Origin of the sequence: Mesorhizobium sp. M0968 (assembly GCF_040319065.1) — a bacterium.
In the GTDB taxonomy this organism is placed as follows: Bacteria; Pseudomonadota; Alphaproteobacteria; order Rhizobiales; family Rhizobiaceae; genus Mesorhizobium.
Genome location: NZ_JAMYNL010000010.1, coordinates 134,708 through 159,301 on the forward strand (window position 1 = coordinate 134,708; position 24,594 = coordinate 159,301).

23 protein-coding genes, 1 tRNA gene and 3 pseudogenes are annotated in these 24,594 nt (G+C 61.2%); 18 read left to right on the plus strand and 9 right to left on the minus strand.

The features are described 5' to 3' along the window. Nucleotides 1–66: 66 nt before the first annotated feature. The 6 genes and pseudogenes from nodS to NKH67_RS19375 form a co-directional block, all read left to right on the plus strand. Nucleotides 67–663 carry a nodulation methyltransferase NodS gene (gene nodS, locus NKH67_RS19350; RefSeq protein WP_352466712.1) on the plus strand — a complete coding sequence of 199 codons (597 nt, stop codon included), beginning with the start codon at nt 67–69 and terminating at the stop codon, nt 661–663. 35 nt (nt 664–698) lie between these two features. Beyond that, nucleotides 699–944, plus strand: a pseudogene (locus NKH67_RS19355) (carbamoyltransferase N-terminal domain-containing protein); the annotation flags it as partial. A gap of 43 nt (nt 945–987) precedes the next feature. Further along, complete coding sequence (gene nodI, locus NKH67_RS19360; protein ID WP_023719311.1) at nt 988–1,899, plus strand: nodulation factor ABC transporter ATP-binding protein NodI; 912 nt, start codon at nt 988–990, stop codon at nt 1,897–1,899. Between the two features lie 3 nt (nt 1,900–1,902). After that, a complete protein-coding gene (locus NKH67_RS19365) occupies nt 1,903–2,691 on the plus strand; it encodes an ABC transporter permease (RefSeq protein ID WP_352483783.1) in 789 nt (262 codons plus the stop codon). A gap of 67 nt (nt 2,692–2,758) precedes the next feature. Further along, nucleotides 2,759–3,721 (plus strand): LysR family transcriptional regulator, encoded by a 963-nt coding sequence (locus tag NKH67_RS19370; protein WP_352506785.1) that lies wholly within the window; start codon nt 2,759–2,761, stop codon nt 3,719–3,721. An 8-nt stretch (nt 3,722–3,729) separates the two neighbouring features. Further along, nucleotides 3,730–3,992: pseudogene (locus tag NKH67_RS19375) on the plus strand (hypothetical protein); the annotation flags it as partial. A gap of 111 nt (nt 3,993–4,103) precedes the next feature. Here NKH67_RS19375 and NKH67_RS19380 read toward each other — a convergent pair. Continuing rightward, nucleotides 4,104–4,337 carry a hypothetical protein gene (locus NKH67_RS19380; RefSeq protein ID WP_353031597.1) on the minus strand — a complete coding sequence of 78 codons (234 nt, stop codon included), beginning with the start codon at nt 4,335–4,337 and terminating at the stop codon, nt 4,104–4,106. A gap of 545 nt (nt 4,338–4,882) precedes the next feature. On the opposite strand from NKH67_RS19380, the gene NKH67_RS19385 reads away from it, so the two are divergent. From NKH67_RS19385 to NKH67_RS19400, 4 genes are all read left to right on the plus strand, one after another. After that, nucleotides 4,883–5,674, plus strand: coding sequence for a calcium-binding protein (locus tag NKH67_RS19385; RefSeq protein ID WP_352483785.1), 792 nt, complete (start codon nt 4,883–4,885; stop codon nt 5,672–5,674). Nucleotides 5,675–6,060: 386 nt separating this feature from the next. Next, a complete protein-coding gene (locus NKH67_RS19390) occupies nt 6,061–7,833 on the plus strand; it encodes a type I secretion system permease/ATPase (RefSeq protein WP_353031631.1) in 1,773 nt (590 codons plus the stop codon). Continuing rightward, the gene (locus tag NKH67_RS19395; RefSeq protein ID WP_023719317.1) at nt 7,811–9,124 is read left to right on the plus strand and encodes an HlyD family type I secretion periplasmic adaptor subunit; all 1,314 of its coding nucleotides are present in this window, start codon (nt 7,811–7,813) and stop codon (nt 9,122–9,124) included. Before NKH67_RS19390 ends, NKH67_RS19395 begins: the two co-directional genes overlap by 23 nt. 670 nt (nt 9,125–9,794) lie before the next feature. Next, a complete protein-coding gene (locus NKH67_RS19400; RefSeq protein WP_245278594.1) occupies nt 9,795–11,012 on the plus strand; it encodes a tyrosine-type recombinase/integrase in 1,218 nt (405 codons plus the stop codon). A gap of 21 nt (nt 11,013–11,033) precedes the next feature. Here the strand turns inward: NKH67_RS19400 and NKH67_RS19405 are convergent. Continuing rightward, nucleotides 11,034–11,109: transfer RNA gene (locus NKH67_RS19405), tRNA-Ile, on the minus strand. A 184-nt stretch (nt 11,110–11,293) separates the two neighbouring features. On the opposite strand from NKH67_RS19405, the gene NKH67_RS19410 reads away from it, so the two are divergent. Then, on the plus strand, nt 11,294–12,004 hold the full coding sequence (locus NKH67_RS19410; RefSeq protein WP_352472400.1) for an SIMPL domain-containing protein: 711 nt from the start codon (nt 11,294–11,296) through the stop codon (nt 12,002–12,004). A 132-nt stretch (nt 12,005–12,136) separates the two neighbouring features. On the opposite strand, the gene NKH67_RS19415 is transcribed toward NKH67_RS19410, so the two are convergent. Then, the gene (locus NKH67_RS19415; RefSeq protein ID WP_352503785.1) at nt 12,137–12,496 is read right to left on the minus strand and encodes a hypothetical protein; all 360 of its coding nucleotides are present in this window, start codon (nt 12,494–12,496) and stop codon (nt 12,137–12,139) included. Between the two features lie 225 nt (nt 12,497–12,721). After that, nucleotides 12,722–13,168: a YcgN family cysteine cluster protein gene (locus NKH67_RS19420; protein ID WP_352472452.1), complete on the minus strand. Its 447-nt coding sequence runs from the start codon at nt 13,166–13,168 to the stop codon at nt 12,722–12,724. A gap of 236 nt (nt 13,169–13,404) precedes the next feature. Here NKH67_RS19420 and NKH67_RS19430 point away from each other — a divergent pair, with 236 nt between their 5' ends. Both NKH67_RS19430 and NKH67_RS19435 read left to right on the plus strand, forming a co-directional pair. Then, on the plus strand, nt 13,405–15,570 hold the full coding sequence (locus NKH67_RS19430; RefSeq protein ID WP_502893775.1) for an OmpA family protein: 2,166 nt from the start codon (nt 13,405–13,407) through the stop codon (nt 15,568–15,570). 239 nt (nt 15,571–15,809) lie between these two features. Continuing rightward, nucleotides 15,810–16,325, plus strand: coding sequence for a TIGR00645 family protein (locus NKH67_RS19435; protein ID WP_352450730.1), 516 nt, complete (start codon nt 15,810–15,812; stop codon nt 16,323–16,325). Nucleotides 16,326–16,379: 54 nt separating this feature from the next. Here NKH67_RS19435 and NKH67_RS19440 read toward each other — a convergent pair whose 3' ends face one another. The 3 genes from NKH67_RS19440 to NKH67_RS19450 all read right to left on the minus strand — a co-directional run bounded on the left by NKH67_RS19440 (nt 16,380) and on the right by NKH67_RS19450 (nt 18,873). Beyond that, on the minus strand, nt 16,380–17,246 hold the full coding sequence (locus NKH67_RS19440; protein WP_352473967.1) for an SDR family oxidoreductase: 867 nt from the start codon (nt 17,244–17,246) through the stop codon (nt 16,380–16,382). A gap of 114 nt (nt 17,247–17,360) precedes the next feature. Further along, on the minus strand, nt 17,361–17,996 hold the full coding sequence (locus NKH67_RS19445; protein ID WP_352473965.1) for a helix-turn-helix transcriptional regulator: 636 nt from the start codon (nt 17,994–17,996) through the stop codon (nt 17,361–17,363). Nucleotides 17,997–18,003: 7 nt separating this feature from the next. Beyond that, entirely contained in the window at nt 18,004–18,873 is an 870-nt protein-coding gene (locus tag NKH67_RS19450; protein WP_352473964.1) for a S1C family serine protease, read from the minus strand. Between the two features lie 169 nt (nt 18,874–19,042). Here NKH67_RS19450 and NKH67_RS19455 point away from each other — a divergent pair, with 169 nt between their 5' ends. Then, on the plus strand, nt 19,043–19,993 hold the full coding sequence (locus NKH67_RS19455; RefSeq protein WP_023678284.1) for a S1C family serine protease: 951 nt from the start codon (nt 19,043–19,045) through the stop codon (nt 19,991–19,993). Here NKH67_RS19455 and NKH67_RS19460 read toward each other — a convergent pair. Further along, a complete protein-coding gene (locus NKH67_RS19460) occupies nt 19,990–20,415 on the minus strand; it encodes a VOC family protein (RefSeq protein WP_352473963.1) in 426 nt (141 codons plus the stop codon). The genes NKH67_RS19455 and NKH67_RS19460 overlap by 4 nt on opposite strands. A gap of 66 nt (nt 20,416–20,481) precedes the next feature. On the opposite strand from NKH67_RS19460, the gene NKH67_RS19465 reads away from it, so the two are divergent. Further along, a complete protein-coding gene (locus tag NKH67_RS19465; RefSeq protein ID WP_352473961.1) occupies nt 20,482–21,108 on the plus strand; it encodes a TetR/AcrR family transcriptional regulator in 627 nt (208 codons plus the stop codon). Here the strand turns inward: NKH67_RS19465 and NKH67_RS19470 are convergent. Then, entirely contained in the window at nt 21,041–21,997 is a 957-nt protein-coding gene (locus NKH67_RS19470; protein ID WP_352450726.1) for a LysR family transcriptional regulator, read from the minus strand. The two genes, NKH67_RS19465 and NKH67_RS19470, sit on opposite strands and share 68 nt — an antisense overlap. Before the next feature lie 110 nt (nt 21,998–22,107). On the opposite strand from NKH67_RS19470, the gene NKH67_RS19475 reads away from it, so the two are divergent. The 3 genes and pseudogenes from NKH67_RS19475 to NKH67_RS19485 form a co-directional block, all read left to right on the plus strand. Continuing rightward, nucleotides 22,108–22,752 carry an FMN-dependent NADH-azoreductase gene (locus tag NKH67_RS19475; protein WP_352473960.1) on the plus strand — a complete coding sequence of 215 codons (645 nt, stop codon included), beginning with the start codon at nt 22,108–22,110 and terminating at the stop codon, nt 22,750–22,752. 132 nt (nt 22,753–22,884) lie between these two features. Then, on the plus strand, nt 22,885–24,267 hold the full coding sequence (locus tag NKH67_RS19480; RefSeq protein ID WP_352473958.1) for a 3' terminal RNA ribose 2'-O-methyltransferase Hen1: 1,383 nt from the start codon (nt 22,885–22,887) through the stop codon (nt 24,265–24,267). After that, a pseudogene (locus NKH67_RS19485) lies at nt 24,264–24,593 on the plus strand (AAA family ATPase); the annotation flags it as partial. The gene NKH67_RS19480 and the pseudogene NKH67_RS19485, both read left to right, overlap by 4 nt. Nucleotide 24,594: the final 1 nt, after the last annotated feature.

Consider the following 24,594-nt stretch of genomic DNA (forward strand, 5'->3'; position numbering starts at 1 on the left):
ATCTGCGGCGACGAGTGATCGCTAATTACCTAGGTAGACGAGAGGTGGACGAGTTTGACCCAGAACATGAATCATCAGTTGCTCGATCGGGAATTGGCCGCAGACGATCCGTGGCGCCTCGACGGCAATCCGTTCGAGCGGGAGCGCCACACGGAAATGCTCCAGCTGGCGCTTGCCCAAGGCTCCATTACAAATGCCCTCGAAGTCGGGTGCGCTGCCGGCGCATTCACGGAAAAACTAGCCCCCTACTGCCAAGGGCTCACCGTCATCGATGTCGTGGCGCAAGCGATTGCTCGAGCACGTCAACGGATAAAGGAGCCGTCGCGCATCAACTGGATAGTCTCCGATGTTCAACAGTTTTCGACCGACGAGTTGTTTGACCTGATCGTTGTGGCGGAGGTCCTATACTACCTCGAAGACATAGCCGAGATGCGCGCGGCCGTCAAAAACCTGGTGCGGGTGCTTGCGCCAGGCGGGCATCTGATCTTCGGATCGGCAAGGGATGCTAATTGCCGTCGCTGGGGTCACGCCGCTGGTGCTGAGCCGGTCATCGCCATGCTGAACGAAACGTTGATCGAGGTAGAGCGTCTTGAGTGTCGGGGCGAGTCGGTCAACGAAGACTGCTTGCTCGTCCGTTTCCGGAACCCGCTTTCCGCTTCCTGATGAATCGAATCTATCGCCGTTAACGTGGAGACACTATGCGCATCTGTGGTACCAAGCTGACCCATGATGGGGCGATCGCCCTTGTCGAGGATGGACGGCTCGTCTTCTGCGTTGAGCAGGAAAAGCGGCACAACAATCCGCGTTATCAAACCATCGATAATCTCGACGTAATTGTCGCCGCTTTGGCGGAACAGGGGCTAAATCCTTGTGATGTCGATCAGTTCGTTATCGACGGCTGGGATGGCGAAGACGAGTCACAGTTTCAGGTCCGGCAGGCAACCAAGCAACCGCCAGTCTTGGCGTCCCTCTCGGTAAAATGAACCCATGTCCATGGTAGCGATCGATCTTACTGACGTAAGCAAAACTTATGACAAGCTCGTTGTCGACAGACTGTCGTTCCGCGTTGCGGCGGGGGAATGCTTCGGGCTCTTGGGACCGAACGGTGCGGGCAAAAGCACGATTGCGCGTATGGTCCTCGGCATGACATCGCCTGATGCGGGGAAGATTACTGTGCTCGGCGCTCCAGTGCCGGCGCGCGCGCGTTTGGCACGTATGCGCATCGGCGTGGTCCCGCAGTTCGACAATCTTGATACCGCGTTCACTGTACGCGAGAACCTGTTGGTGTTCGGGCGCTACTTCCGGATGAGCAGACGCCAGATCGAAGCGGTCATACCGTCGCTGCTTGAGTTCGCCCGCCTCGAGAACAAAGCGGATGCGCGCGTCGCCGAACTGTCCGGCGGCATGAAGCGGCGCCTGACGCTCGCGCGTGCGCTGATCAATGACCCGCACTTGCTGGTGATGGACGAGCCGACCACCGGCCTCGATCCGCAGGCCCGCCACCTGATCTGGGAACGGCTGCGATCGCTGCTGGCGCGGGGCAAGACTATTCTTTTGACTACCCATTTCATGGAAGAGGCCGAGCGGCTGTGCGATCGGCTGTGCGTTATGGAGGAGGGGCGCAAGATCGCCGAAGGCCGCCCGTCCGCACTCATTGACGAGCAGATCGGCTGTGACGTGGTCGAGGTCTACGGCGGCAATCCGCATGAACTGGGTGCGCTGATCCGGCCGTACGCACAGCGCATCGAGGTGAGCGGTGAGACGCTTTTTTGCTATGCACCCGATCCGGAGCAGGTGCTGGTGCAGCTACGCGGGCGCGCCGGTCTGCGCCTTCTGCAGCGTCCCCCCAATCTCGAGGATGTGTTCTTGCGGCTAACCGGGCGCGAGATGGAGGACTGAACAATGGGCGAACGTTATGCGGCGGCCATGCCCGCCAATGCGTGGAATTGGGTCGCGGTTTGGCGCCGCAACTATCTTGGATGGAAGAAAATCGGGCTTGCATCGGTTCTCGGCAACCTCGCCGATCCGATGATCTATCTGTTCGGTCTCGGCTTTGGCATCGGAACAATGATAGGTCCTGTTGAGGGCACTTCGTACATTGCGTTTCTCGCGGCTGGCATGGTTGCCACAAGCGCGATGGCATCGGCGACTGCTGAAACGGTTTACGGGAGTTTCGGCCGCATGGACAACCAGCGCACCTGGGAAGGAATGCTATGCACTCAGCTGACGCTCGGCGATATCTTACTCGGCGAATTGGCGTGGGCAGCCACCAAGGCCCTGATGGCGGGCACAGCAATCACTATTGTTGCCACCACGCTCGGCTACACATCGTGGCCATCCATCCTCTGCTTGCTGCCAGTCATCGCTCTCAGTGGCCTCGCCTTCGCGAGTCTAGCGATGGTCGTCACGGCGCTTGCGCCCAGTTATGAATATTTCATATTTTATAATACGCTTGTTGTAACACCCATGCTGTTCCTTTGCGGCGCGATGTTTCCGGTCAACCAATTGCCCGGCGCTTTTCAGGACGTCGCCTCCTTGTTGCCGCTCGCACATGCAATTGACCTCATTCGTCCGGCGATGCTTGGCCGTCCGGCCGGCAGCATGGGCCTGCATATCGGCGCGCTTTGCATATACACGGTTTTGCCGTTCTTCCTATCGGTTGCTCTATTTCGTCGTCGGCTGATGCGTTGACGCTACTCACCATTCGTAAAATTGATTCTTTGGGCGATACCCATCCACGCGTCGGATAGGTCAATACATGCGTTTTAAGGGACTCGATCTAAATCTCCTGGTTGTGCTGGACGCTTTGATCAGGGAGCGTAAAGTCACCGCCGCGGCCCGCAGTATTAACCTGAGTCAGCCGGCCATGAGCGCCGCCGTCGGTCGGTTACGCGCCTATTTCAGCGATGAGCTATTTACGATGAACGGCCGCGAACTCATTTTGACACCGCGCGCGGAGGGGCTCGCCACAGCAGTCCGGGAGGCATTGCTGCACATCCAGCTGTCGATTATTTCCTGGGACGCCTTTAACCCGGCCCGATCGGATCGTCGCTTCCGCATCATCCTTTCCGATTACCTCACGCTCGTATTTTTTAAGAAGATCGTAAAGCGTGCTGCGCGGGAAGCTCCCGCCGTCCGCTTCGAATGTCTGCTTATTTCCGACGACCCCGAGGAGCTTCTCCGGCGCGGCGACGTTGATTTTCTGATTATGCCGGAAGTATTCATGTCGAAACATCCTCGCGCAGCCCTGTTCGAAGATATGCTCGTATGCGTAGGCTGCGGCACGAACAAGCAGCTGTCAGAGCCACTTACATTCGACCGATACTTGTCGATGGGGCAGGTTGTGCTTAAATTCGGGGACACCCGGCAGCCCTCCATCGAGGAATGGTATTTGCTCGAGAACGGTTTCGAGAGACGTATCGAGGTCGTCGTACAGGGCTTTAGCATGATCCCGCCCCTTCTATCAGGCACCAACCGCATTGGGACAATGCCCTTACGGCTGGCGCAGCATTTCGCAAAAACAACACCCCTGCGGATTGTCGAACTTCCGCCGCCACTTCCTGCCGCATTCACGGAGGCCGTCCAATGGCCTGCGCTTCACAATAATGATCCGGCAAGCCTATGGATGCGGGAAATGATGTTGCAGGAGGCATCTCGTATGATTACCCCGCCTAAGAGCACCGGACGTCTCAGTTGTCGGCCGACGACCCCTCGGTTATGAGAGGAGGCATGGATGGCGATTGGGATTGGGCGATTCCTGCATTGTCGAGAACGATGCAGGGAGAGCAGATCCTTCAGCTTGAAGAGGTGGCAGCGATGCTGCCGCTGCATGAGCTTGGCTGGGGAACCGACGGGCGAACGAATTCGGGTGCGCTCGCAACACGGTGCCTCGGTATCTAAGCGAGGGCGGGACTGTTCCGTTTCGCAAGCCTGTGCGGCCGACCGCGTTTGACGGACTGGACGATTGGCTGCGGGAGCGCTTCTTCCCCCATGGCTCGGGCTAGATGACGATCTCGACCCGCTCCAGATGCGCCGGGAACGCCTTGCGCGGTCGCGCAGCACGTCGCGGCTCGCCTGTCGGTCTTGCGGCCTCGAGCTCGGACTCAATCGCGCCGAGCCCGGTCTGATTTCGAAGGCGAAGGTCTGCTGGGCACGTTCGAGCTTCTCGGAGCTGCGACCGAAGCGGCGCGCTCCAGCTGCTTGACGATCCCATGAAGGTCGGCGATCCTCACCTGGGCACGCTCGTTGAGTGTCGCCATCCGGACGATCTCGGCCTTGAGTGTTTCGCTCCGGAGTTGTTGCAGTTCGGCCTTCTCCGCCGCCATGGCGACGAACATCGCCTTGAGCGTATCGATTTCGTGGGGACGGGCCGAAGCGCTTCTCATCATGACGCCGACAGAAGCTTATTGTGCACGGCCTGAAGCCCGCCTTTTGCGCCTGAGTCACTTCGCCACCGCCTTCCGGCCGGACGCCGTCGCCGTTCGGCTCGAACGCGTGTCCAGTCCATGCCTTCGACGAGCGCCATCAGTTTCGGCGCGGCAAGCCGATCACGCCGTTCTCCGCCAGCGGAACTTGTCCTCGTCCAGCGCTCACGGTGCGGGTATGCCGGCGTCGAGCAAACAGAGAGAAGTTTGGGGCCCAACCAGGACGGCCCCGTTACGAAGTTCGTCCTAGTCCCGGTTTGAGTGCCGAATCTTCATCGATTGCTTGGGCGACCAGCGTCCCCGCCGCCAGCGAGCCCGCAACTGCTCAGCAGAAGGGCGAAGTGAACGTGAATGCATCCATTTCGTAAATGTGTGTCTATCCAAGCAATCGATTTCTCTAATTATCCGATGAGCAATATGAACGCGTCAGGCAGGGTGCATCATTAGGAGTATTTTCGATGGCAAAGATTATCGAGGGTGGCCCGGGTGCCGAAACACTCATCGGCACCGAGCTTGACGATTGGATGGAGGGTTTCCAGGGCGGTGACTGGATTGACGGTCGTGGCGGCAACGACGAGATCTCGGGTGGCCCGGACAGTGACCGACTCATCGGCGGCAAGGGTAACGACCGCATCTTCGGCGGAGATGGCTGGGACGATCTCTCCGGCGACAACGGCCGCTTCAACCCGCGCGTCTCCGGTGAGGACAATGACAGGCTCAGCGGCGGTCCCGGCCAGGATGTCCTCTACGTGGGTGACGGCCAGGACACGTTGACCGGGGGCACCGACAGTGACACGTTCGTGTTCCAGTTCCACAATCCGGTGCCTGGGGTTGTCGGGTCGAAGTCGGACATTACCACTATCACCGATTTCAACCCGGCGGAGGACAAGTTCGCCTTCGATGCGGTGGGCCTCTACAATGACGGTTTTGGCGCGAACTTCGTCAACAACGCCAGCATACAGTCCGGCTACCCGGTGAGCAGCTTCTACAGTGGTGCGGCCTCAGGTGCGAACGGCGAACACGTCGTGGTAATCACTGGCGAATCTTTCAACTCTGCTTCTGAAGCCGCGAGTGCGATCTCCGGCGAGCACGCCGGCGACATCATTGTCTACCAAAGCAGCTACACCGACAGAGTCGCAACTCTGGCCTATGTCACCGCCGACAACAACGCGCATGAATTCGTCCACCTGGGCGGTGTGGTCACCGTGGCCGACCTAGGCCTGACCGCGTCGGACTTCACCTTCGTTTGATCCAGAAAACCCATACGGAACAGCGCCCCGCCCCCCGGGGGCGGGCGCTTCCGTTTCCGCTACTTGCGATGGGCCGGGGCGCCCGGGAGCAGTCGCAGCGTGTACAGCTTGACGAAGCCCTGCACGTCGCGCTGGTCGTACACCGAAATCTCCCTGAACGCGTGGAGGCGGAAGCCTGTTCGGGCCCTTGCGGCCGGCCACGATGACGTTGCCCTTCCAAACCTTCAGCCGGACGGTGTTGTTGTTGACCCGCTCCATTAGATGCCAAGCCAAACATATTCGGCGGGAGCACTGATCCTGAATCAGCGAGTCGGTTGCCGCTCGGGGAGCAATATAGGGAGCTGGGTCGCCAGATCCTCACGGAGACCTACGTGAGTAACCATTCCTTGAAGGATTCAGCTTTGAGACCTTTCCCTCTGACTTCCGCTATTTGGGGAATTCTGTTGATCAGCGGCGTGGTCAACGTGCTTGCGCTGATCTCGCCGCTGTTCATGCTTCAGGTCTACGACCGCGTTCTGGCAAGTGGCAGCGTATCGACGCTAGTGGGGCTCGTCGTGCTTGCTGCAGGGCTTTATGCGTTCCAATGCCTGCTCGACGTTTTGCGCGCCCGCGTGCTGCTGCGGATTGGCGAGCGTTTCGATGAACAGTTTTCCGGACGCGTTCACGATGCGATCGTTCGCCTTCCGCTTTTAACGCGCATGCCGGGCGACGGCTTGCAGCCGCTTCGCGACCTCGACAATATTCGCGGATTCTTAGGTGGAAACGGTCCGACAGCGTTCTTCGATCTGCCATGGATGCTGCTTTATCTTGCCATTTGCTTCCTCCTTCATTTCTGGATCGGCATGACGGCACTTATCGGGGCGATCGGTCTCACATCTCTGACACTTCTTACCAACACTCTCTCGCAACGGCCGATACGCGATACCATTGACCACAACATGGTACGCAATGGTCTACTGGAAGCAGCGCGCCGCAATGCCGAGGTCGTGCAAGCTCTCGGTCTCGCAAAGCGGATCGCTGCCCGATGGCACAAGGCCAATGCCGAGTATCTGGCCGCCAACCGGAAAGCTGGGGACGTGGCAGGTGGGCTGGGTGGCATTGCAAAGTCGTTGCGCGTGCTGCTGCAATCGGCCATTCTTGCCGTCGGCGCGTACCTTGTCATCAGGCAGGAGGCTACGGCCGGGGTCATGATTGCCAGTTCGATCATGATGGGGCGTGCGCTGGCTCCGGTCGATCTGGCCATTTCAAGCTGGAAACCCTTCCTCATGGCGCGCCAGGGTTGGGCGCGGCTGGAGGACCTCCTGGGAAAGGTTCCTGAAACCGCTCCTGTTATGCCAATGCCTGCACCTGAACGCGAACTCCGCGTCGAAGGCGTGACAATCGTTCCGCCCGGCGAAAGGAAGCCGACCGTGACCGGCCTTGCGTTTGCCGTTCAGGCGGGAAGCGCACTCGGGATCATCGGTGCATCGGGTTCGGGCAAGTCGACACTCTCGCGCGCCATCGTCGGCGCATGGACGCCGGTCGCCGGAAAGGTTCGCATCGACAGCGCAAGCCTCGATCAATGGGACCCGGAAGCGCTAGGCCGTCATATCGGCTATTTGCCGCAAGGTGTTGAACTGTTCGACGGCACCATTGCCGAAAACATCGCTCGTTTTGAAGATAATCCTGACCCTGAGGCTATTGTCACCGCGGCGAAAGCAGCGGGCACGCACGAACTGATCCTCCGATTTGAGCACGGCTACGAAACTCCGATTGGTGAGGCCGGATCGGCACTTTCCGCCGGGCAGCGCCAGCGTATCGGTCTTGCCCGTGCTCTTTATCGAGACCCTTTCCTTGTAGTGCTGGATGAACCCAATGCCAATCTCGATGCGGAAGGTGAGGCTGCGGTCGTCAAGGCGATCGCCTCCGTGCGCGGGCGCAAGGGCGTTGCGGTTGTCGTCGCCCATCGGCCGAGCGCCATCCGCGCCGTGGATTTTGTGTTGGTCATGGAAGGTGGACGGCAGCGAGCATTCGGTGCGCGTGATGAAGCGCTTTCCAAAGTCTTGAAGAGGGCAGCGATGGCACCAGGCGCTGGCGTCAAGGCCATCGAGTCTACACAGGATAACGTGGGAGAGCGCGCTGACATGGAGGATCCCGGTGGCCGGCATTCATCAGAATAATGACGTTTCCAGCTCCATTCGCCGGCACCTGGTGGCGGGCCTTCTGGCGAGCGTGATCTTTGTTGGAGGAGCCGGAGCCTGGGCGGCCTTCACGAATCTCTCCGGTGCGGTTGTCGCGTCCGGACACTTTGTCGTCGATTCCTATGTGAAGAAGGTGCAGCACCCGACCGGCGGGGTGGTGGGAGAAATCCTGGTGAGCGAAGGTGATAAAGTAAAAGCCGGCGACATCCTCATGCGGCTCGACGCCACCCAGACGCGCGCCACTCTCGCTGTAGTCACCAAGCGGCTCGATGAGCTGGCCGCCAACCTGGCACGACTCGAAGCTGAGCGTGACGATCTGGCGGAGATCGCCTTCCCGGACTGGCTGCTCGCCCGCAGAGATGTTCCGGACGTAGCTTCGGCAGTACATGGCGAGACGCGGCTGTTCGAATTCCGCAGACAATCCCGCGACGGAAGGCAGGCGCAGCTAGCGGAACGCATCACTCAATATGAGCACGAGATCGAGGGGCTCAAGGCGCAGGAAATCGCTTCTGAGAAAAGCACCGAGATTCTCCAAAAGGAAATTGCTGCCCTGAGTGGGCTGCGCGACCAAGGCATTGTCTCGGACCAACGCTTGAACAGCCTGAAGACGCAGGTTGCCACTTTCGGCGGCGAACGCGGTGAGAAGATTGCACATCAGGCACAGACGGCAGCCCGCATAGCCGAAACGCGCCTCCAGATCCTGCAGATCGATCCGGATTTCAAGACGGAAGTCGGCCAGGAGCTCAGAGAGGTTCAGGCGCAGGTTGGGGAGTATGTTGAGCGCAAGATGGCGGCTGAACAGGAACTGCGACGGATCGATATTGTCGCGCCGCAGTCAGGCGCCATTCAACAACTCGCAGTTCATACGGTCGGAGGAGTGATCACGCCCGCCGATCCGATTATGCTAATCGTGCCGGAAGGCGACGATCTTGCGCTTGAAGCACGAATCACCCCGAAGGACATCGACCAAATCCAGCTTGGTCACAAGGCCGTGCTGCGGATGTCAGCCTTCAATCTGAGGACCACGCCGGTATTGAACGGATATGTCAGCCGGATCGCAGCCGATCTGGCGACGGACGAAAAAAACGGCGTTTCGTATTACCTGGTGCGTCTGTCGGTTCCGCATGCGGAACTGACGAAGCTCAAGGACCTGACGCTCGTGCCCGGCATGCCGGCCGAAGCGATGATCCAGACGGGCGAGCGTACGGCGCTTTCTTATTTTGTGAAGCCGCTGTCGGACCAAATCAGTCGCGCATTCCATGAGGAATGAAAGTAATCCACAGAAATATTTTGTTTGTATTCTTGTTGGTTGTTACGCATGCATGAGAGTCATAACCGTCTGAAAACACAGCCATGCTTTCCTCAGTTGGATTCCGCCTCTGACTCAGATTCGTGGTTCCGCGGTCATTTTGCCCTTCCAAGTCGCCGACCATTCAGTTCTTGGCCTCGAGCGCATTAAGATACCCATCATCGTACACAAAGGCTGGAAAAGAGTCCGGTGTCTTGAGCGATCCTAGGTCTGGAGACCTAGGGTGAGCCTGCAAGCACAGGGCCAGGACATGATTGAGCGTCTGCAATATTCGGACAGGTACATAGGAAGACAGGCAGGCGTCAAAAACGCGCTTTCAACGCGCTAAACCGATGCTACGCACCCCGAGCGTCTTGCCGCCCTCGCTCCCGCCGGTAGGAATCAATCGCGAGCAGGCTGCGACGTTCATCGGCGTAAGCTCAACGACCTTTGATGAAATGGTCCAGGACGGCCGGATGCCGCAGCCACGAATGCCGAGCAAGGGGCGCATTGTTTGGGACGTCGAGGAACTTGTATTGGCTTTTCGAAAGCTCCCTCACCGCCAAATCGGAGGAGCACCAAAGCTTGACGAAGATTCGCCGCCACTAGACAATCCTTGGGATCGAAAACCACGAACATGACGGATGAGCCCGTGAAAATCGATCTTAAGGGCGTAGTGAAGGACACTGATCGCCACGGCAATGATCGGTACTATTTTCGCGCACCGGGTCGGAAGAAGGTCCGGCTCCGTGAACCGACCGGCAGCGACGAGTTCCTCGAGGAACTGCGCTGCGCACGCGCCGAGGTCTCTTATGTTCGGCCCGGCACTCTTCCCGAGATTTGCCGGCGCCTCCCCAAGCCTTCCGAGCCAGCGAAGAAAGGCACGTTAGTGTGGCTTTGCCAGGAGTATTACCGTCGGGGCGGCACGGAAATCACCCAAGACACTATGGCGCGCCGACGAGCAATTCTGGAGCGCGTATGCGAATTACCTCATCCCCTCGAAGGTGACCCGGATCCTCAGTATCCCACCAAGGGATCTCTGCCATTCGCCGGTATGAAACGGTCTCATGTTAAGGAGATCAGGGACACCAGGCTCGACGCCCTGGGCGCGGCAAACAATATCGTAAAAGCCATCAGCGCGATGTTTGAGTGGGCAAAGGACACAGAGATTCCGGGCGTCGACTCCAATCCCGCCCGCGGCATCAGACGGCTAAAGAGCGGCGACGGCTGGCACCCATGGGACGTGTCGGAGATCGTTCAATATGAGAAGCGGCATCCGCTGGGTACCGCAGCCAGACGTGCGCTCTCGATCTTCATGTTTACTGGCCTGCGGTTGTCCGACGTCGCGATCTTCGGTCGACAGCACATCACGCTCGTCTACAACGAGGAGACCGAGCAGTGGGAGAAGTGGATCAGAATTAAGCCTGGGAAGACCAGTCGTAACAAGGATGCGGTGTTGGTGGAGCTCCCGCTTCTGCCCGAACTAGAGGCGGAACTTGAGCACACGCCTTCCGACCAGATGACCTTCCTGGTCAATGAGTATGGTCGCCCGTTCTCGGAGAACGGTCTGGGCAACAAGATGCGCCAGTGGTGTGATCAAGCTGAGCTGCCGCACTGCAGTGCTCATGGAATTCGGAAGGCCGGCGCGACGATCGCCGCTGAGAACGGCGCGACGCACGAGCAGCTGAAGGCGATATATGGGTGGACTACGTACCAGCAGCCCGACCACTACATCAAGAAAGCGCGTCGCCGGAAGGTAGCGAGAGCGGCGAAATACCTGCTGGTTATCGATCGAAAAGAGAACAAAATTGTCCCACTTTCTGAGGGGGTTGAAAGAGGTGGGACAAAAATGGCCAAAAAATCCAATTAAATCAACGGCCACAAAAGCCAATGGTGGGCCCGGAGGGACTCGAACCCCCAACCAAGCGGTTATGAGCCGCCGGCTCTAACCATTGAGCTACAGGCCCCACGGCGCTGGATTAGTGTTTTTCCCTGAACCGCACAAGGCTTTCCGAGGGCTTTCCGAGCAGGCGTTCCAAGGGGGCTGGCAGGGATCGCCCAAATCAGCCCATATTGATAACCTATTGCACGTCGCCCATTGGACGCCGGCCAACACTCGGCTGTCTTGGGATCCCAGATCGAGGAGATTTCATGACCAGACGTATTTTGCCCCTGGCGATTGCCGCCGCAATCGCATTTCCGGCGATCGCGGCCGCCGCCGATTCGCCACCGCCGCCGCGTATCGTCGTCACCGGTGAAGGCGAGGCGGCGATAGCACCCGATCTGGCTCTGCTGACGCTCAGCGTCATGCGCGAAGCCAAGACGGCACGTGCAGCGCTCGATGCCAATAACGACGCCATGGCCGCGGTGATCGCTGCCATGAAATCGTCCGGCATCAAGGAGCGCGACCTGCAGACAGCGGGCATCCAGATCAATCCGCGCTATAACTACACCAACAAGCCCGACGGCAGCCAGGAGGCCGAGCTTGTCGCCTATCAGGTGACCAACACGCTTTCGGTGCGCGTCCGCGACATCGACAAGACCGGCGACATTCTCGACAAGGCGGTGTCGCTCGGCGTCAACCAGGGCGGCGGCATCTCCTTCTCCAACGACGATCCGGCGGCAGCCGTCACCGAGGCGCGCAAGAAGGCCGTCGCCAATGCCATGGCCAAGGCCAAGACGCTGGCCGAAGCGGCCGGCGTCGGCATCGGCCGGGTCCTGGAAATCACCGACCAGAATTTCGCACCACCGCCGATGCCGATCAACGCCAAGGCATTCGATGCCGCCGGCGCGTCGGTCCCGGTGCAAGCCGGCGAGAATTCCTATACCGCACAGGTGACGGTGACTTTCGAATTGAAATGATCATCGCTTGCAGCATGAAAAAACCCCGGAGGATCGATCCTCCGGGGTTTTTTGAGCCGCGCTTTCCGTCCTGGCGGAAAGGGCTCCGCTACTCTACCGGCTGCAAGTCAGCCGGCCGCAAGCCCGAAGACCTTAGCGATAGATGATCGGACAGCCGCGCTCGTTGGCGAATACGATTACGACGCGGTCGCCATACTGGCGGCCGGCGACCTTGACCGTGCGGCGGTTGATGTCGATGATGCGGGCGCGGTGCAGGCCCATGCGTTCGGCCTTGTCAATGGCACGCTCCGGCGAACAGGACCGGCGCCAGCCGCCATGACGGCGGTGTTCGCGATAGTAACCATCATCTTCGTCGCCGGTATAGACGCCGACGCGCGGATCCTGGTTGTTGCCGAAGCCGAGATAGATGCTGTCAGCATGAGCGGGGATGGCAGCAAGCGTGCCAAGGCCGACAAGTACCGAAAGAGCAATCGTCTTGATGGTATTGAACATTGTCTTCTCTCCTTGTTTGAGGGTTTCCACCCGTTTTCGTCAAACCTATGCGAGGAGAATGCACCCGCCTGTCTGAATTTTTTGCGAACCGGCCATTCATCCCCCGTTCATGCGGCAAGAATGGGCCAGCCGTTAGTCTGTCCGTTTCTGGAACCGTTCTATGCAGGGCAGATGGGGAACGTACCCTTTTGCCGTGGTTCCCGGTCTTCGTTACCGCAGGAAATCCTAAGGCTCGTCCGCGAGCATATGGTCGAAATAGTCGTCCGGCTCGGCAAGGTCGGTCTCGCTGGCGCTGACCCGGCCGCGCATCGAGATGCCGGCCTCGTGCACGGTCTCGTCGCTTCCCGACACCAGCCTGTGCCACCAATAGAGATCCAGGCCCTCGGCCACCAGCCGGTAAGCGCAGGTCTTGGGCAGCCAGCTGATGGTGCGCACGTTCTGCGGCGTCAGCCCGACGCAATCCGGAACACGCGCCAGCCGGTTGGCATAGTCGGAGCAGCGGCAGCTTCCAGCGTCGAACAGCCGGCAGCCGACGCTGGTCCAGTAGATCTCTCCGGTGTCCTCGTCTTCGAGTTTGGACAGGCAGCACTTGCCACAACCGTCGCAGAGTGATTCCCACTCGGCCGGGGTCATCGCCTCGAGCGTCTTGGTCTTCCAGAACGGCTTTTCCATCGTCGGCATGTGGCCCCCGGACGCTTCAAGGTCAAGCACGGCAACCGTGCACCCTCGTCCGAACGATACGCCGGGACCATACGCCGGAACATACGCCAGGACCATACGAATGACATGAAGTCGCCTTCAAAACGCCGGTCAATCGCCCTGTGCCACAGCTAGAACCTACAAACAGGAACCAAACATGGTTGCTGAAAGTTTGGGCATGGATGGGGACGCCACAAGGAGTGTTTATGATGAAACGCCAACCACGGATTCTGGCAGGCACGGCGCTTGGCCTGTTGATGGCGTCCGCGCCGCTAGGCGCGTTCCCGCTGCAAGGCGACGCCGCATTCGGCCCCGTGCAACGTACCGCAGCGCCGCTCATCCCAGTGCAATCGAGTTGCGCCGAGGGCGAGTCGGCGGAGGCCTGCGCGCAAAGCCAGCAGGCAGAGCAGCCCAGAAAGAAGAAGCGCGACCAGCAGCAGCAAACGGAATCCGCTCCGGCCGAGCAGGCGGCTCCAGCCGAGTCCGAGCAACCCCGCAAGAAGCGGCGCAATCAGCAGCAGCAAACAGAATCCGCTCCGGCCGAGCAGATCGCTCCAGCCGAGTCCGAGCAACCGCGCAAGAAGCGGCGCAATCAGCAGCAGCAAACAGAATCCGCTCCGGCCGAGCAGATCGCTCCAGCCGAGTCCGAGCAACCCCGCAAGAAGCGGCGCAATCAGCAGCAGCAAACAGAACCCGCTCCGGCCGAGCAGATCGCTCCGGCCGAGACCGAGCAACCCCGCAAGAAGCGGCGCAATCGGCAGCAGATCGAAGCGGCCCCATCGGAACAACCGGCCGAGCAGGCAGCGCCGGCAAACGACAACCAGCCCAACGTCAACCCGCGCAAGAAGAAGCAAAAACAGAACCAGCAGATCGAGGCTGCCCCGGCAGAACAGGCTCCGACTGTCGAGCCCGGACAAAAGCCGGGCAAGCGCAAGAAGCCTGCTGAATTGACCGGACCCGCCACGGAGGCGGAAGGCCAGCCGGCGCCGACCAATAAGGAAGCGACCCCACAGGCCCAACCGGCTCCGATCGAGCAGCAGGCCGCTCCCGTCCAGGGCGAACAGCCCCAGGACAAGATCAAGAAACGTGGCAAGAGGCCTGTCGGCGAACAGCCGGTGACAGGAGAGCAACAGCCCTCGACCGGCGAACAGCCTTCGACTGGCCAGGCCGCGCCGGTCCAGGGGGAAAATCCGGTCCAGGGTGAAGCCCAGGCCAATCCGAACGAGGCACCTGTTCTGGACAGCCAGAAGGATGTCTTGCGCAAGCGCAAGGGTGGCAAGGAGCGCGGCCAAAATGCCGGTAAGCAGCAGGGCAACCAGCCCGCCCAGCAGGGCGAGAACCAGGTGGAAGCCCCGAAGCCGGCTCCGGTCGATCAGGGGCCGCCACCCACCGACGACCGGGCAGCCCAGCGGGAGATCAAGCCTGAAAAGATCGTTCCGGTGACCGAGGAAAAAGGCAAGCGCGTCGAGCGTGCGCCGGACGTCGAGGATGTTCGTCGTCGTCCGCGCCCCCAGGGTGCCAACGTCGTCAGGGAATTCGGCGACCGCGTTATCCTGCAGTTCAACAACCAGACGTTCGTCGAAAGCAGTGATGCACCGCGCATGCACCGCGGCGCCAGGAATGTCTATTACGAGGACCTGTCGGGCGATCGCACCCGGGAAATCGTTGAGCGTGACAATGGTGTCCGGATCGTCACCATCCGCAACCGCTACGGCGACGTCATCCAGCGTTCACGCTTCGCGCCCGACGGCCGCGAATATGTGCTGAGCTATGTCGACGAGCGGAACTATGACGACGATGCAGACTGGCGCGACCCGGGCGACGACCTGCCGCCGATGCGCCTTACCATCCCGCAAGAGGAATACATTCTGGATTCCGAAGAGGTCGAGGATCCGGACGACTACTACACCTTCCTCGAACGGCCGCCGGTCGAGAGGGTCCAGCGCCTCTATTCGATCGACGAGGTCAAGCGCTCGGCCCGCGTGCGCGACATCGCCCGCCGCATCGACCTCGACACGCTCAACTTCGAATTCGGTTCGGCCTCGATTTCCGACACCGAGGTCCAGAAGCTGGAGGGTGTTGCCAACGCCATGGACAAGCTGCTGAAGAAAAACCCGGCCGAGAGCTTCCTGATCGAGGGCCATACCGACGCTGTCGGCACACCGGAAGCGAACCTTGCTCTGTCCGACCGCCGCGCCGAGGCGGTCGCCGAAGCCTTGACCAACGCCTTCGGCATCCCGCCGGAGAACCTGACGACGCAGGGCTATGGCGAGGAGTATCTCAAGGTCAACACGTCGGGACCCAACCGCGAGAACCGCCGCGTCGCCATCCGCCGGATTACCCCCCTGGTAGCGCCTGTGGCCAGCGCCCAATAAACCGCAATGTGAACCGCGCGATTTGATCAACCATTGAATCGCGCGGTCATCAATCTTGAAACGCGCGGTTACCCATCCCAGATTCTGGAAAGGGCGTTCCCTGCCCTGTCCCGACTCCAGCGGGACACACGAGCCCCGCCGGTTCCCCTCCCCGGCGGGGTTTCGTTTTTTTGAAACCTTGCAAACCGCCGCAGCCTGCCCGAAATACGGCACTCCGACAACGGAGCCCGAATCGCCGCATGAAGCGCCTCGAACTCGCCATCGAATCGATCATTCTCGCCTCGCGCTGGCTGCTGGTCGCCTTCTATCTCGGACTGGGTGCGGCACTTGCCATCTATGCCGTGTCCTTCGGCAACAAGCTGTTCGAGTTCGTCTCCGTTGCCTTCACGCTCGATGACACCGACACCATCCTGAAAATACTCGGCCTCATCGATGCCGCGCTGGTCGCCTCACTGGTGGTGATGGTGATCATCTCGGGTTACGAAAACTTCGTCAGCCGCTTCGATGAAAATGACGGCAAGGTGCATTGGCTGGGCACGATCGATGTCGGCTCGCTGAAGGTCAAGGTCGCCTCGACAATCGTAGCGATCTCCTCGATCCACCTCTTGCAGGTGTTCCTGAACTCGGTCTCCTACACGACCGACCAGCTGATGTGGCTGACCATCATTCATCTGGCCTTCGTTCTGTCGGCACTGATGCTTGCCTATATCGACCGGCTGATGGGTCTTGGCAAAGCCAAGAAAGCCGAAGACTGAGCACACGTCTGTGCCGGTCTTTAAGAGATATGCCTGTCAGCTAGATACTTTCCGTCAGTAGATACCTTTGATTTTGGTATCCGTCCGGCCGAACACCTCGTCCGGCACAAAAAAGTCGCCGGCGAGCGGGCCTGTCGCACCCGGCGCATAGGCCGAGAAATCGCTGACGCCCTCAGCGCGCAGCACTTCTTCGTCAATGTAGAAATTGCCGGTCGCCTCACGCGACGGCCTGACCAGGATGGCGTATGCCGCATCGGCCATGATGTCGGGCGAACGGCTCATCGCCGCCACCGTCGCCCCGCCCAGGAGGTTACGCACCGCCGCCGTGTCGATGGTCGAGATCGGCCATAGCGAATTGACCGCAATGCCGTCCCTGGCGAACTCGGCGCTCATGCCCAGCGTGCACATCGACATGCCGAACTTTGCCATCGTGTAGGCGACATGGTTCTTGAACCACTTGGCCTTCATGTCGAGCGGCGGCGCCAGATTCAAGATGTGAGGATTTTCCGCCAACCTCAAGTGCGGAATGCACATTTTGGAGACGAGAAAAGTGCCGCGCGTGTTGATCTGGTGCATCAGATCGTAGCGCTTCATATCGGTCTCCAACGTGCCGGTGAGCTGGATGGCACTGGCGTTGTTGACGCAGATATCGACGCCGCCGAACCGCTCCACGGTCTTGGCGACCGCCTCGGCGACCTGTTCTTCATCCCGAATGTCGCACAGCGCCGGCAGCGCCTTGCCGCCGGCCTGCTCGATCTCGTGCGCCGCCGTGTAGATCGTCCCGGGCAGCTTCGGATGCGGCTCGGCGGTCTTGGCCGCGATCGTCACATTGGCGCCATCGCGCGCGGCGCGCAGCGCAATCGCCAGCCCGATGCCGCGCGACCCGCCGGAGATGAAAAGCGTCTTTCCCTTGAGCGACATCCTTGCGCCTTCCTGCAACATGAAAGACACGATCCTTGCGCGGCTGAGAACCGCCGCGCAAGGCCCAACACACCGCATGCGGGTTACGCTGCGTCGGCCTTGAGACAATCTGAACTAGACCAGCACCAGGCCCTGCCGCATGGCGATGGCAATCGCATCGGTGCGGTTGGCGGCACCGAGCTTCGTCAGGATCGCTGCGACATGGAACTTCGCCGTATGCACGGAGATGTTCAGCCGCCGCGCGATGACCTTGTTGGGGGCGCCCTCGGCCAGCAGCGCCAGCACCTCGCCTTCCCGCGGCGAAAGCGTCGGCCGGACGATATGCTCGTCAGTCGGTTCCTCTTCGAACCGGTCGCTGCCATGGAAGGTCAAATCGTGATGCAGATCGGATAGGGCATGACTGTCACGCGAAATCCGGTAGCCCGCAGCCGCGAGCCGCGCGGCGGCGGCGATCAGCAACTCGTCCGCTTGCACCGGCAGCACGGCAAATACTGTATCGGCCGGCCGTTCACGGGCCGCTCGCGACGATAGCAGCACGCGAGGCATAGCCGCGTCGACGAGCCCGCCTTGTAGCCCATGATCATCGACGATGGCGACATCCGCCGCCTCACGCCCGTCGACTTCGCCGGCCAGAACCGGCCGCAGATCATCGGTCGCGGCGAGAATGGCGGACAGACTTCGCGTGCGCTCGGCGTCACCGAGCGCGATCAGCACCGTCAGCCGTCTGCCAGCGACCTCACCGCTTACCATCTATCCCTCAGCTCAGTGGCTTTTCACCGATGGTCAGGGAAACCTCACGATTCTCGCCGCCGCGCACCACGCCGAGTGTCACCAAGGCACCGGCGCTGTCCGGCCCGAGCTTGCGGATCAGCTCGCGCGGGCCATGCACCGTCTCTGCGTTCCACGACACGATGATGTCGCCGAGACTGAGACCGGCTGATTTCGCCGGCCCGTTATCGTCGAGACTCATCACCATGGCGCCCTGTGTATCACCATTGCGGACCGGATGCAGGCCGGCGCCAAGATAGCCGCGCGCCACATGACCCTTCTCGCGCAGCGTCGTGACTGCCCGCTCGATCGTTTCGTAAGGCATGACCAGCGCCCGCCGGCGTGGCCCGAACAGCAGCATGCCGATCAGTCCGCCCTTGGCGTCGAGCACAGGGCCACCCTCGAAACGGCCGCCGGCATTGACGGCAAGGTTGATGCGCCGGTCGATCGTGCCACCGCGCATTGAAAGCCAGGCCGGGCCGACCTCGCCGACCGTGCCGAAGGTAGCGAGCGAGGTGCCGTCGCTATTGCCCGCCACGACCACCAGGTTGCCCGGCCGCACCGCATCCGCCTTTACCAGTGACGGGGCGGCCGGCGCGCCGGCCGGTTTCAAAACGGCCGTGCCGGTGGACGGGTCGCGGCCGACCAGTTCCGCCTTGACGGCTTCGCCCGAAGAAAACGTCAGCTCGATCTCCTCGCCGGCCTCGACCGCCTCCTCGGCAGTGACGAAATAGCCGTCCCGCCAGTGGAAAGCAGTTGACGTCCGGTGGTGCGTCGCGAAGCCGGCCGTCGCTGGTGCCGCGGCTGCCGCGATGTCGGCAATGGCGTCGGAAAACGTGCTCAGATTGAAATCGCTCATGATTTGTCTCCTGGGTTCTTCGTGACCCAGATATCGCCCGGCAGGGCGTTGGCGGATACTCGCCTGACGGCTAGTTGGGCATTTGACTGGCCATCTGGTCAGGTCGCGGCCGGTCCGGCCGCTCCGCACATATAGGCATTGTTCATCTTGTTCCAAACGGAGCCTTCGGATGGCCCTGCCCGCCCAGCAATTGCAATATGACGATGCCCTTCTCGATGCCTATTCGGCGACGGTCGCCGATGCCGTCGACCGCATCGGGCCCGCTGTCTGCCGCATCGAGCGCATCGGTGGCCCGGGTGGCCATGGCTCCGGCTTCGTCATCGCGCAGGACGGGCTGGTCGTCACCAACTTCCACGTCGTCGGCGATGCGCGCAGCGTACGCGTGTCAATGCCGGACGGCGCCTCCAGGGAAGGCCGCGTGCTCGGCCGCGATCCCGACACCGACATTGCGCTGGTGCGCGCCGACGGCAACTTTGCCGATGTTGCGCCGCTTGGCGATTCCAAGCGTTTGAGGCGCGGCCAGATTGCAATTGCCATCGGCAATCCGCTCGGCTTCGAATGGACCGTCACCACTGGCGTCGTCTCGGCACTCGGCCGCTCGATGCGTGCCTCCACCGGCCGGCTGATCGACGACGTCATCCAGACCGACGCCGCGCTCAACCCCGGCAATTCTGGCGGACCGCTGGTGTCCTCGGCTGGCGAGGTGATCGGCGTTAACACCGCGATGATCCACGGCGCGCAAGGCATCGCCTTCGCGGTTGCCTCCAACACCGCCAATTTCGTCATCTCGGAAATCATCCGCTTCGGCCGTGTGCGCCGTGCCTTCATCGGCGTTTCCGCCGACACCACCAACCTGCCGCGCCGCGCAGCCCTTTTGTCGCAAGTGTCGAGCAGCACGGCGGTGCGCCTGCGCACCGTCGAAAAGAACAGCCCGGCGGCCAAAGCCGGCCTCAGGGAAGGCGACATTATTGCCGCCATCGACGGCCGCCCGGTCACCGGCGTCGACGATCTGGTGCGCATGCTCGACGCCGAGCGAATCGGCCGCGAGACACTGTGCACGGTGGTGCGCCGCTCCGGCATTACTCAGGTCACCGTGATGCCGTTGGCGCGTGCGAGTTAGCGCGCCGCAGCACCCTGCGCATATTGCGCCATAAATTCTGGGCTCGGCGGGATCGGCCTGATCACGTCGATCAGCACGCCGTTGGGATCCCTGGTGATGAAATGGCGCTGGCCGAAGGGTTCGTCGCGCAGCGTTCGCAGGATCGGCAGGCCAGCGGCGGTGATCCGCTCATAGATGGCATCCGGATCCCTGACCTCGAAATTGATCAGCAGGCCAGATGTGCGGCCCCGCCCTTCCTCCGGGATCGTCTCATGATCGCCCTGGACGATGCCGAGGTTGACGCGGCGATCTTCGGCTGAGCGCAGATGCACGTACCAGTAGGCCTCAAACAGCGGCTTGAAGCCGAAATGCGCAACATAAAAGGCTGCCGTGCCGGCAACGTCGCTCGTCATCAGCACCGGATAATAGCTCGTCGTCCTCATCTTTCCTTCTCCCGGCAAATAACATACAGTCTGCATGTAAATGGCAATAACATACAGGCTGCATGTATGCAAGAAGGATCCGCTCGTCGCTCCAACCGTGATCGCACCGAGGCGACACGCGCTGAGCTCATCGCCGCGGCTCGCAAACTGTTCACCGAAAAGTCCTATGCCGAGACCGGCACACCCGAGATCGTCGCCGCTGCCGGCGTCACGCGGGGCGCGCTCTATCATCACTTTGCCGACAAGCAGGCGTTGTTTGCCGCTGTGGTCGAACAGGAGGCGCAAGCCGTCTCGGAAGAGATCGAACGCGCGTCGCCGCCTTCGCTATTTGCCCGCGATGCGCTGATTGCCGGCTCGGATGCCTATCTGGCTGCCATGCGTGCGCCCGGCCGCACGCGGCTCTTGCTGCTTGACGGCCCGGCGGTGCTCGGCCGCGCCGCCATGGATGCGATCGACAATCGCCATGGCAACCGTTCGCTGCGCGACGGCCTTGTTGCCGCGATGCGCTCGCACTCCATGACGAGACTGCCTGTGGAAGCACTGACCGCTTTGCTCGCAGCCGCCTTCGACCGCGCAGCGCTCGCAATCGAAACTGGAGCATCGATCGAGGACTATCGCGCCGTTCTCATGGCGCTGATCGACGGCCTGTCTCCGGCTCCTCCTCAGGTATCTCACCCGGTTCGAACTCGTTGAAACAGCCTAGCTGGCGCTTGAACTGGTCGATCAGCCAGGCGGCCGCCGGTTTCGGGCTGCGATCGGCGCGGTGCATGGCATAGAGCGGCGAGCGGACTTCGCTGTAAGGCTCGAGATCGAGTTCGACGAGCCGGCCGGTCGCCAGATCATCGGCGATGAGCCATCGCGGCAGCCCGCCCCAGCCCAGCCCCTCGCGCATCAGCACGTGCTTGGTGCGCACATCCGTCAGCCGCCAGGTGCGGTAGGCGAAGACGCCATAGTCACGCCCGCGCGTACGCTCGGACTGGTCCGAGACGACCAGTTGGATGTGTTCGCGGACATCCTCTAGCGCCACTGGTCTCGGCAGCAGCGCCAGAGGGTGATCAGGCGCTGCGGCTGGCACCAGGGAGAAGAAGCCGATGCGAAGCAGATTCACGTCCGTCTCACCCAGAAGCCCCCCGATGCCGAGATCGGCCTGTCCGCCGACAACATGATCGAGGATAAGGCCAAGCGAGCCGATATGCAGACGCAGCGTCACGGCCGGGAACTGCGCCTCGAATGCCTTTAGCACCCGAACCAGCACCGGCGACGGTAGCGTCACGTCGACCGACAGCGTCACTTCCGCCTCCAATCCCTGCCGGTATCCGTCGACACGCGAGCGGATGCGTTGCAGCACGCCGACCATGCGCCGCGCATCTTCCAGCGTCGCCTTGCCGACATCGGTCAGTTGCGGTTCACGCGTGCCCTCGCGCTCGAACAGCTTCAGCCCGAGCTGCGCTTCGAGGTTGGCGATGGCGTAGCTGATCACCGATTGCGCGCGATTCAATTTGCGCCCGGCGGCCGAGAAGCTGCCGGTCTCGGCCACCGCAACCAGGATCTGCAGTTGGTCAAGCGTCGGGTTCGGTTGCATCGTTCAATCCACATTTTAGATGGATAATATACAAAATATACCAGTTTTTCAAATGGGTCTGCGCACACATATCTGCCGGGAGATTTTGATCCAACCCTGGAGACCCCATTATGTCCATCCTTCTTGTCACATCGAGCCCGCGCGGCGCTGCCTCACACTCGACCCGTATTGCTACTGAATTCGCCGAAAAGCTTGTTGCCGCCGATCCGTCGAACACGCTTGTCGTGCGCGACCTCGTCGCCAATCCGTTGCCGCACATCGATGCCGATTATGCGACCGGCATCTACACGCCGGCCGAAGCGCGCACCTCGCGCCAGGCTGAAGTCGTTGGCGTCTCCGATGTCGTGCTGGATGAACTGTTCGCCGCCGATTCGGTGATTCTCGCCACCGGCTTCATCAACTTCAACATCTCCTCGACGCTGAAGTCCTGGGTCGATCACATTGCCCGTTCCGGCAAGAGCTTTGCCTATGGCGAGAACGGCCCCAAGGGCCTCGTCACCGGCAAGAAGGTCTACATCGTGCTGGCTTCGGGCGGCATCTATTCCGAAGGTGCGGCCGTGCAGTTCGATCACGCCATTCCCTACCTGCGCAGCGTGCTTGGCTTCCTCGGCATGACCGATCTCGAGGTCATCCGCATCGAAGGAGTCGGCATGGGCGCCGATGCGCTGGCAGCAGCGCTGGCCAAGGCCTCGACCAAGGTCGACGCCATTGTAGCCGCGACCGGCAATGCCGAGCGCGTCGCCACCGCGGCGTAAAGCGTCAGCATCGTCTGAATTGTACAAGGGCAGGCGCCCGGCGCCTGCCCTTGTTGTCGTTGGCGACAACCTATTGTGGTGGGCCACACAACCGCCATTGGTTATTCCGCTTGTCTGCGCTATCGGTCGCGGATGTTCCTTTCCGTTGCCACAACGCACCGTCCGGCCACCGATCTCGGTTTCTTGCTGCACAAGCATCCGGATCGCCTGCACGAGACCGACCTGTCTTTCGGCAAGGCGTGGCTGTTCTATCCCGAGGCAACCGAAGAGCGGTGCGAGGCTGCACTCCTGCTCGATGTCGATCCTGTGGGACTGGTGCGGGGCAAGGGCCAGGCAGAAGGCCTGCTCGACCAATATGTGAACGACCGGCCTTACGCAGCATCATCCTTCCTGTCGGTGGCGCTGAACAAAATGCTGCGGACGGCGATGACCGGTATATCGAAGGAGCGCCAGGAACTGGCCGACAGCGAACTGCCGCTGGAAGCCGTGGTTACGCCACTGCCAACGCGCGGCGGTGAGGTTCTGGTTCGAAGTTTGTTCGAACCCTTGGGCTGGACAGTCGATCTGACGCCAATCGAAGGAATCGGGGGTGCTGCAGGCGAGCCCCGATACGGCCATCTGAAGCTGACCGGCACAGGCCGGCTCAGCGCCTTGTTGAATCACCTCTATGTGCTGATCCCGGTGATGGACGATGCCAAGCATTACTGGGTCGGCGAAGCAGAGATCGACAAGCTGCTGTCCAAGGGAGAGGGCTGGCTGGAAAACCATCCGGCCAAAGACCTGATCGTGCGCCGCTACCTTGGCAATCGCCGGGCTTTGGCCCGCATCGCCCTGGAGCGGCTGGCTCCCGAGACGGCTGGCGAGGCACAACCTGCCGAGTTGCGCGTCACGCCCGAGGAAGCGCTGGAGACGCCTATCCGGCTCAACGATCTGCGCATGGACGCAGTTGTCCACGCCATTCGAGCGACGGGAGGAACCACGGTTGCGGACCTGGGATGCGGTGAAGGCAAGCTGCTCGACAGGCTGGTGCGCGAGCGATGGATCCATGTGCTTTTCGGTCTGGATCCGGCGGCGCGCGAACTGGAATGGGCCGCAAAGCGTCTCAAGCTGAACGAATTAGGCGGGCCGCCCGAGGGCCGGGTCACGCTGCTGCATGGATCGCTGACCTACCGCGACAGCCGTTGGGCCGCAGCCGACGTCGCCGTTCTGGTCGAGGTCATCGAGCATCTCGACGAGGACAGGCTGCCCCTGGTCGAACGCATCGTTTTCGGTGAGACGGCGCCCAAATCCGTCATCGTGACCACTCCGAATGCGGACTACAACGCTCTGTTTCCAAGACTGGTCCCTGGCGCATTTCGCCATCCCGATCACCGTTTCGAATGGAGCCGGGCCCAGTTCCAAGCCTGGGCGGCCAAAATCGGCGAGATCTATGGCTATGCAGCCACCTTCAGCGGTATCGGAGCCGAGGACCCGACCCTCGGCGCCCCCACACAGATGGCGGTGTTCACCCGATGAGAGAACCTGATAAGACCAACCTCACCATTCCTGACTTCGCCCTCGTCGTGCTGATCGGCTCGACCGGATCGGGCAAGTCGACTTTCGCCACCAAGCATTTCCTGACGACCGAGATTATCTCCTCGGACCAGTGCCGGGCGCTGATCTCCGACGACGAAACCGACCAGGACGTCTCTGCGGATGCCTTCGATCTGGTTCGCGAAATAGCCGGCAAGCGGCTCAAACACCGCAGGCTGGCCGTCATCGATGCCACCAATGTGCGAGCCGCCGACCGCAAGCCCTGGATTGAGCTGGCGCGCAAGTGGCACGCTTTGCCCGTCGCCGTGG

What these genes read in the sequence shown, in the direction of transcription:
- nodS (WP_352466712.1), top strand. Translation starts at nt 67, where the DNA reads ATGAATCATCAGTTGCTCGATCGGGAATTGGCCGCAGACGATCCGTGG.
- nodI (WP_023719311.1), top strand. Translation starts at nt 988, where the DNA reads ATGTCCATGGTAGCGATCGATCTTACTGACGTAAGCAAAACTTATGAC.
- NKH67_RS19365 (WP_352483783.1), top strand. Translation starts at nt 1,903, where the DNA reads ATGGGCGAACGTTATGCGGCGGCCATGCCCGCCAATGCGTGGAATTGG.
- NKH67_RS19370 (WP_352506785.1), top strand. Translation starts at nt 2,759, where the DNA reads ATGCGTTTTAAGGGACTCGATCTAAATCTCCTGGTTGTGCTGGACGCT.
- NKH67_RS19380 (WP_353031597.1), bottom strand. Translation starts at nt 4,337, where the DNA reads ATGTTCGTCGCCATGGCGGCGGAGAAGGCCGAACTGCAACAACTCCGG.
- NKH67_RS19385 (WP_352483785.1), top strand. Translation starts at nt 4,883, where the DNA reads ATGGCAAAGATTATCGAGGGTGGCCCGGGTGCCGAAACACTCATCGGC.
- NKH67_RS19410 (WP_352472400.1), top strand. Translation starts at nt 11,294, where the DNA reads ATGACCAGACGTATTTTGCCCCTGGCGATTGCCGCCGCAATCGCATTT.
- NKH67_RS19415 (WP_352503785.1), bottom strand. Translation starts at nt 12,496, where the DNA reads ATGTTCAATACCATCAAGACGATTGCTCTTTCGGTACTTGTCGGCCTT.
- NKH67_RS19420 (WP_352472452.1), bottom strand. Translation starts at nt 13,168, where the DNA reads ATGGAAAAGCCGTTCTGGAAGACCAAGACGCTCGAGGCGATGACCCCG.
- NKH67_RS19430 (WP_502893775.1), top strand. Translation starts at nt 13,405, where the DNA reads ATGAAACGCCAACCACGGATTCTGGCAGGCACGGCGCTTGGCCTGTTG.
- NKH67_RS19435 (WP_352450730.1), top strand. Translation starts at nt 15,810, where the DNA reads ATGAAGCGCCTCGAACTCGCCATCGAATCGATCATTCTCGCCTCGCGC.
- NKH67_RS19440 (WP_352473967.1), bottom strand. Translation starts at nt 17,246, where the DNA reads ATGTCGCTCAAGGGAAAGACGCTTTTCATCTCCGGCGGGTCGCGCGGC.
- NKH67_RS19445 (WP_352473965.1), bottom strand. Translation starts at nt 17,996, where the DNA reads ATGGTAAGCGGTGAGGTCGCTGGCAGACGGCTGACGGTGCTGATCGCG.
- NKH67_RS19450 (WP_352473964.1), bottom strand. Translation starts at nt 18,873, where the DNA reads ATGAGCGATTTCAATCTGAGCACGTTTTCCGACGCCATTGCCGACATC.
- NKH67_RS19455 (WP_023678284.1), top strand. Translation starts at nt 19,043, where the DNA reads ATGGCCCTGCCCGCCCAGCAATTGCAATATGACGATGCCCTTCTCGAT.
- NKH67_RS19460 (WP_352473963.1), bottom strand. Translation starts at nt 20,415, where the DNA reads ATGAGGACGACGAGCTATTATCCGGTGCTGATGACGAGCGACGTTGCC.
- NKH67_RS19465 (WP_352473961.1), top strand. Translation starts at nt 20,482, where the DNA reads ATGCAAGAAGGATCCGCTCGTCGCTCCAACCGTGATCGCACCGAGGCG.
- NKH67_RS19470 (WP_352450726.1), bottom strand. Translation starts at nt 21,997, where the DNA reads ATGCAACCGAACCCGACGCTTGACCAACTGCAGATCCTGGTTGCGGTG.
- NKH67_RS19475 (WP_352473960.1), top strand. Translation starts at nt 22,108, where the DNA reads ATGTCCATCCTTCTTGTCACATCGAGCCCGCGCGGCGCTGCCTCACAC.
- NKH67_RS19480 (WP_352473958.1), top strand. Translation starts at nt 22,885, where the DNA reads ATGTTCCTTTCCGTTGCCACAACGCACCGTCCGGCCACCGATCTCGGT.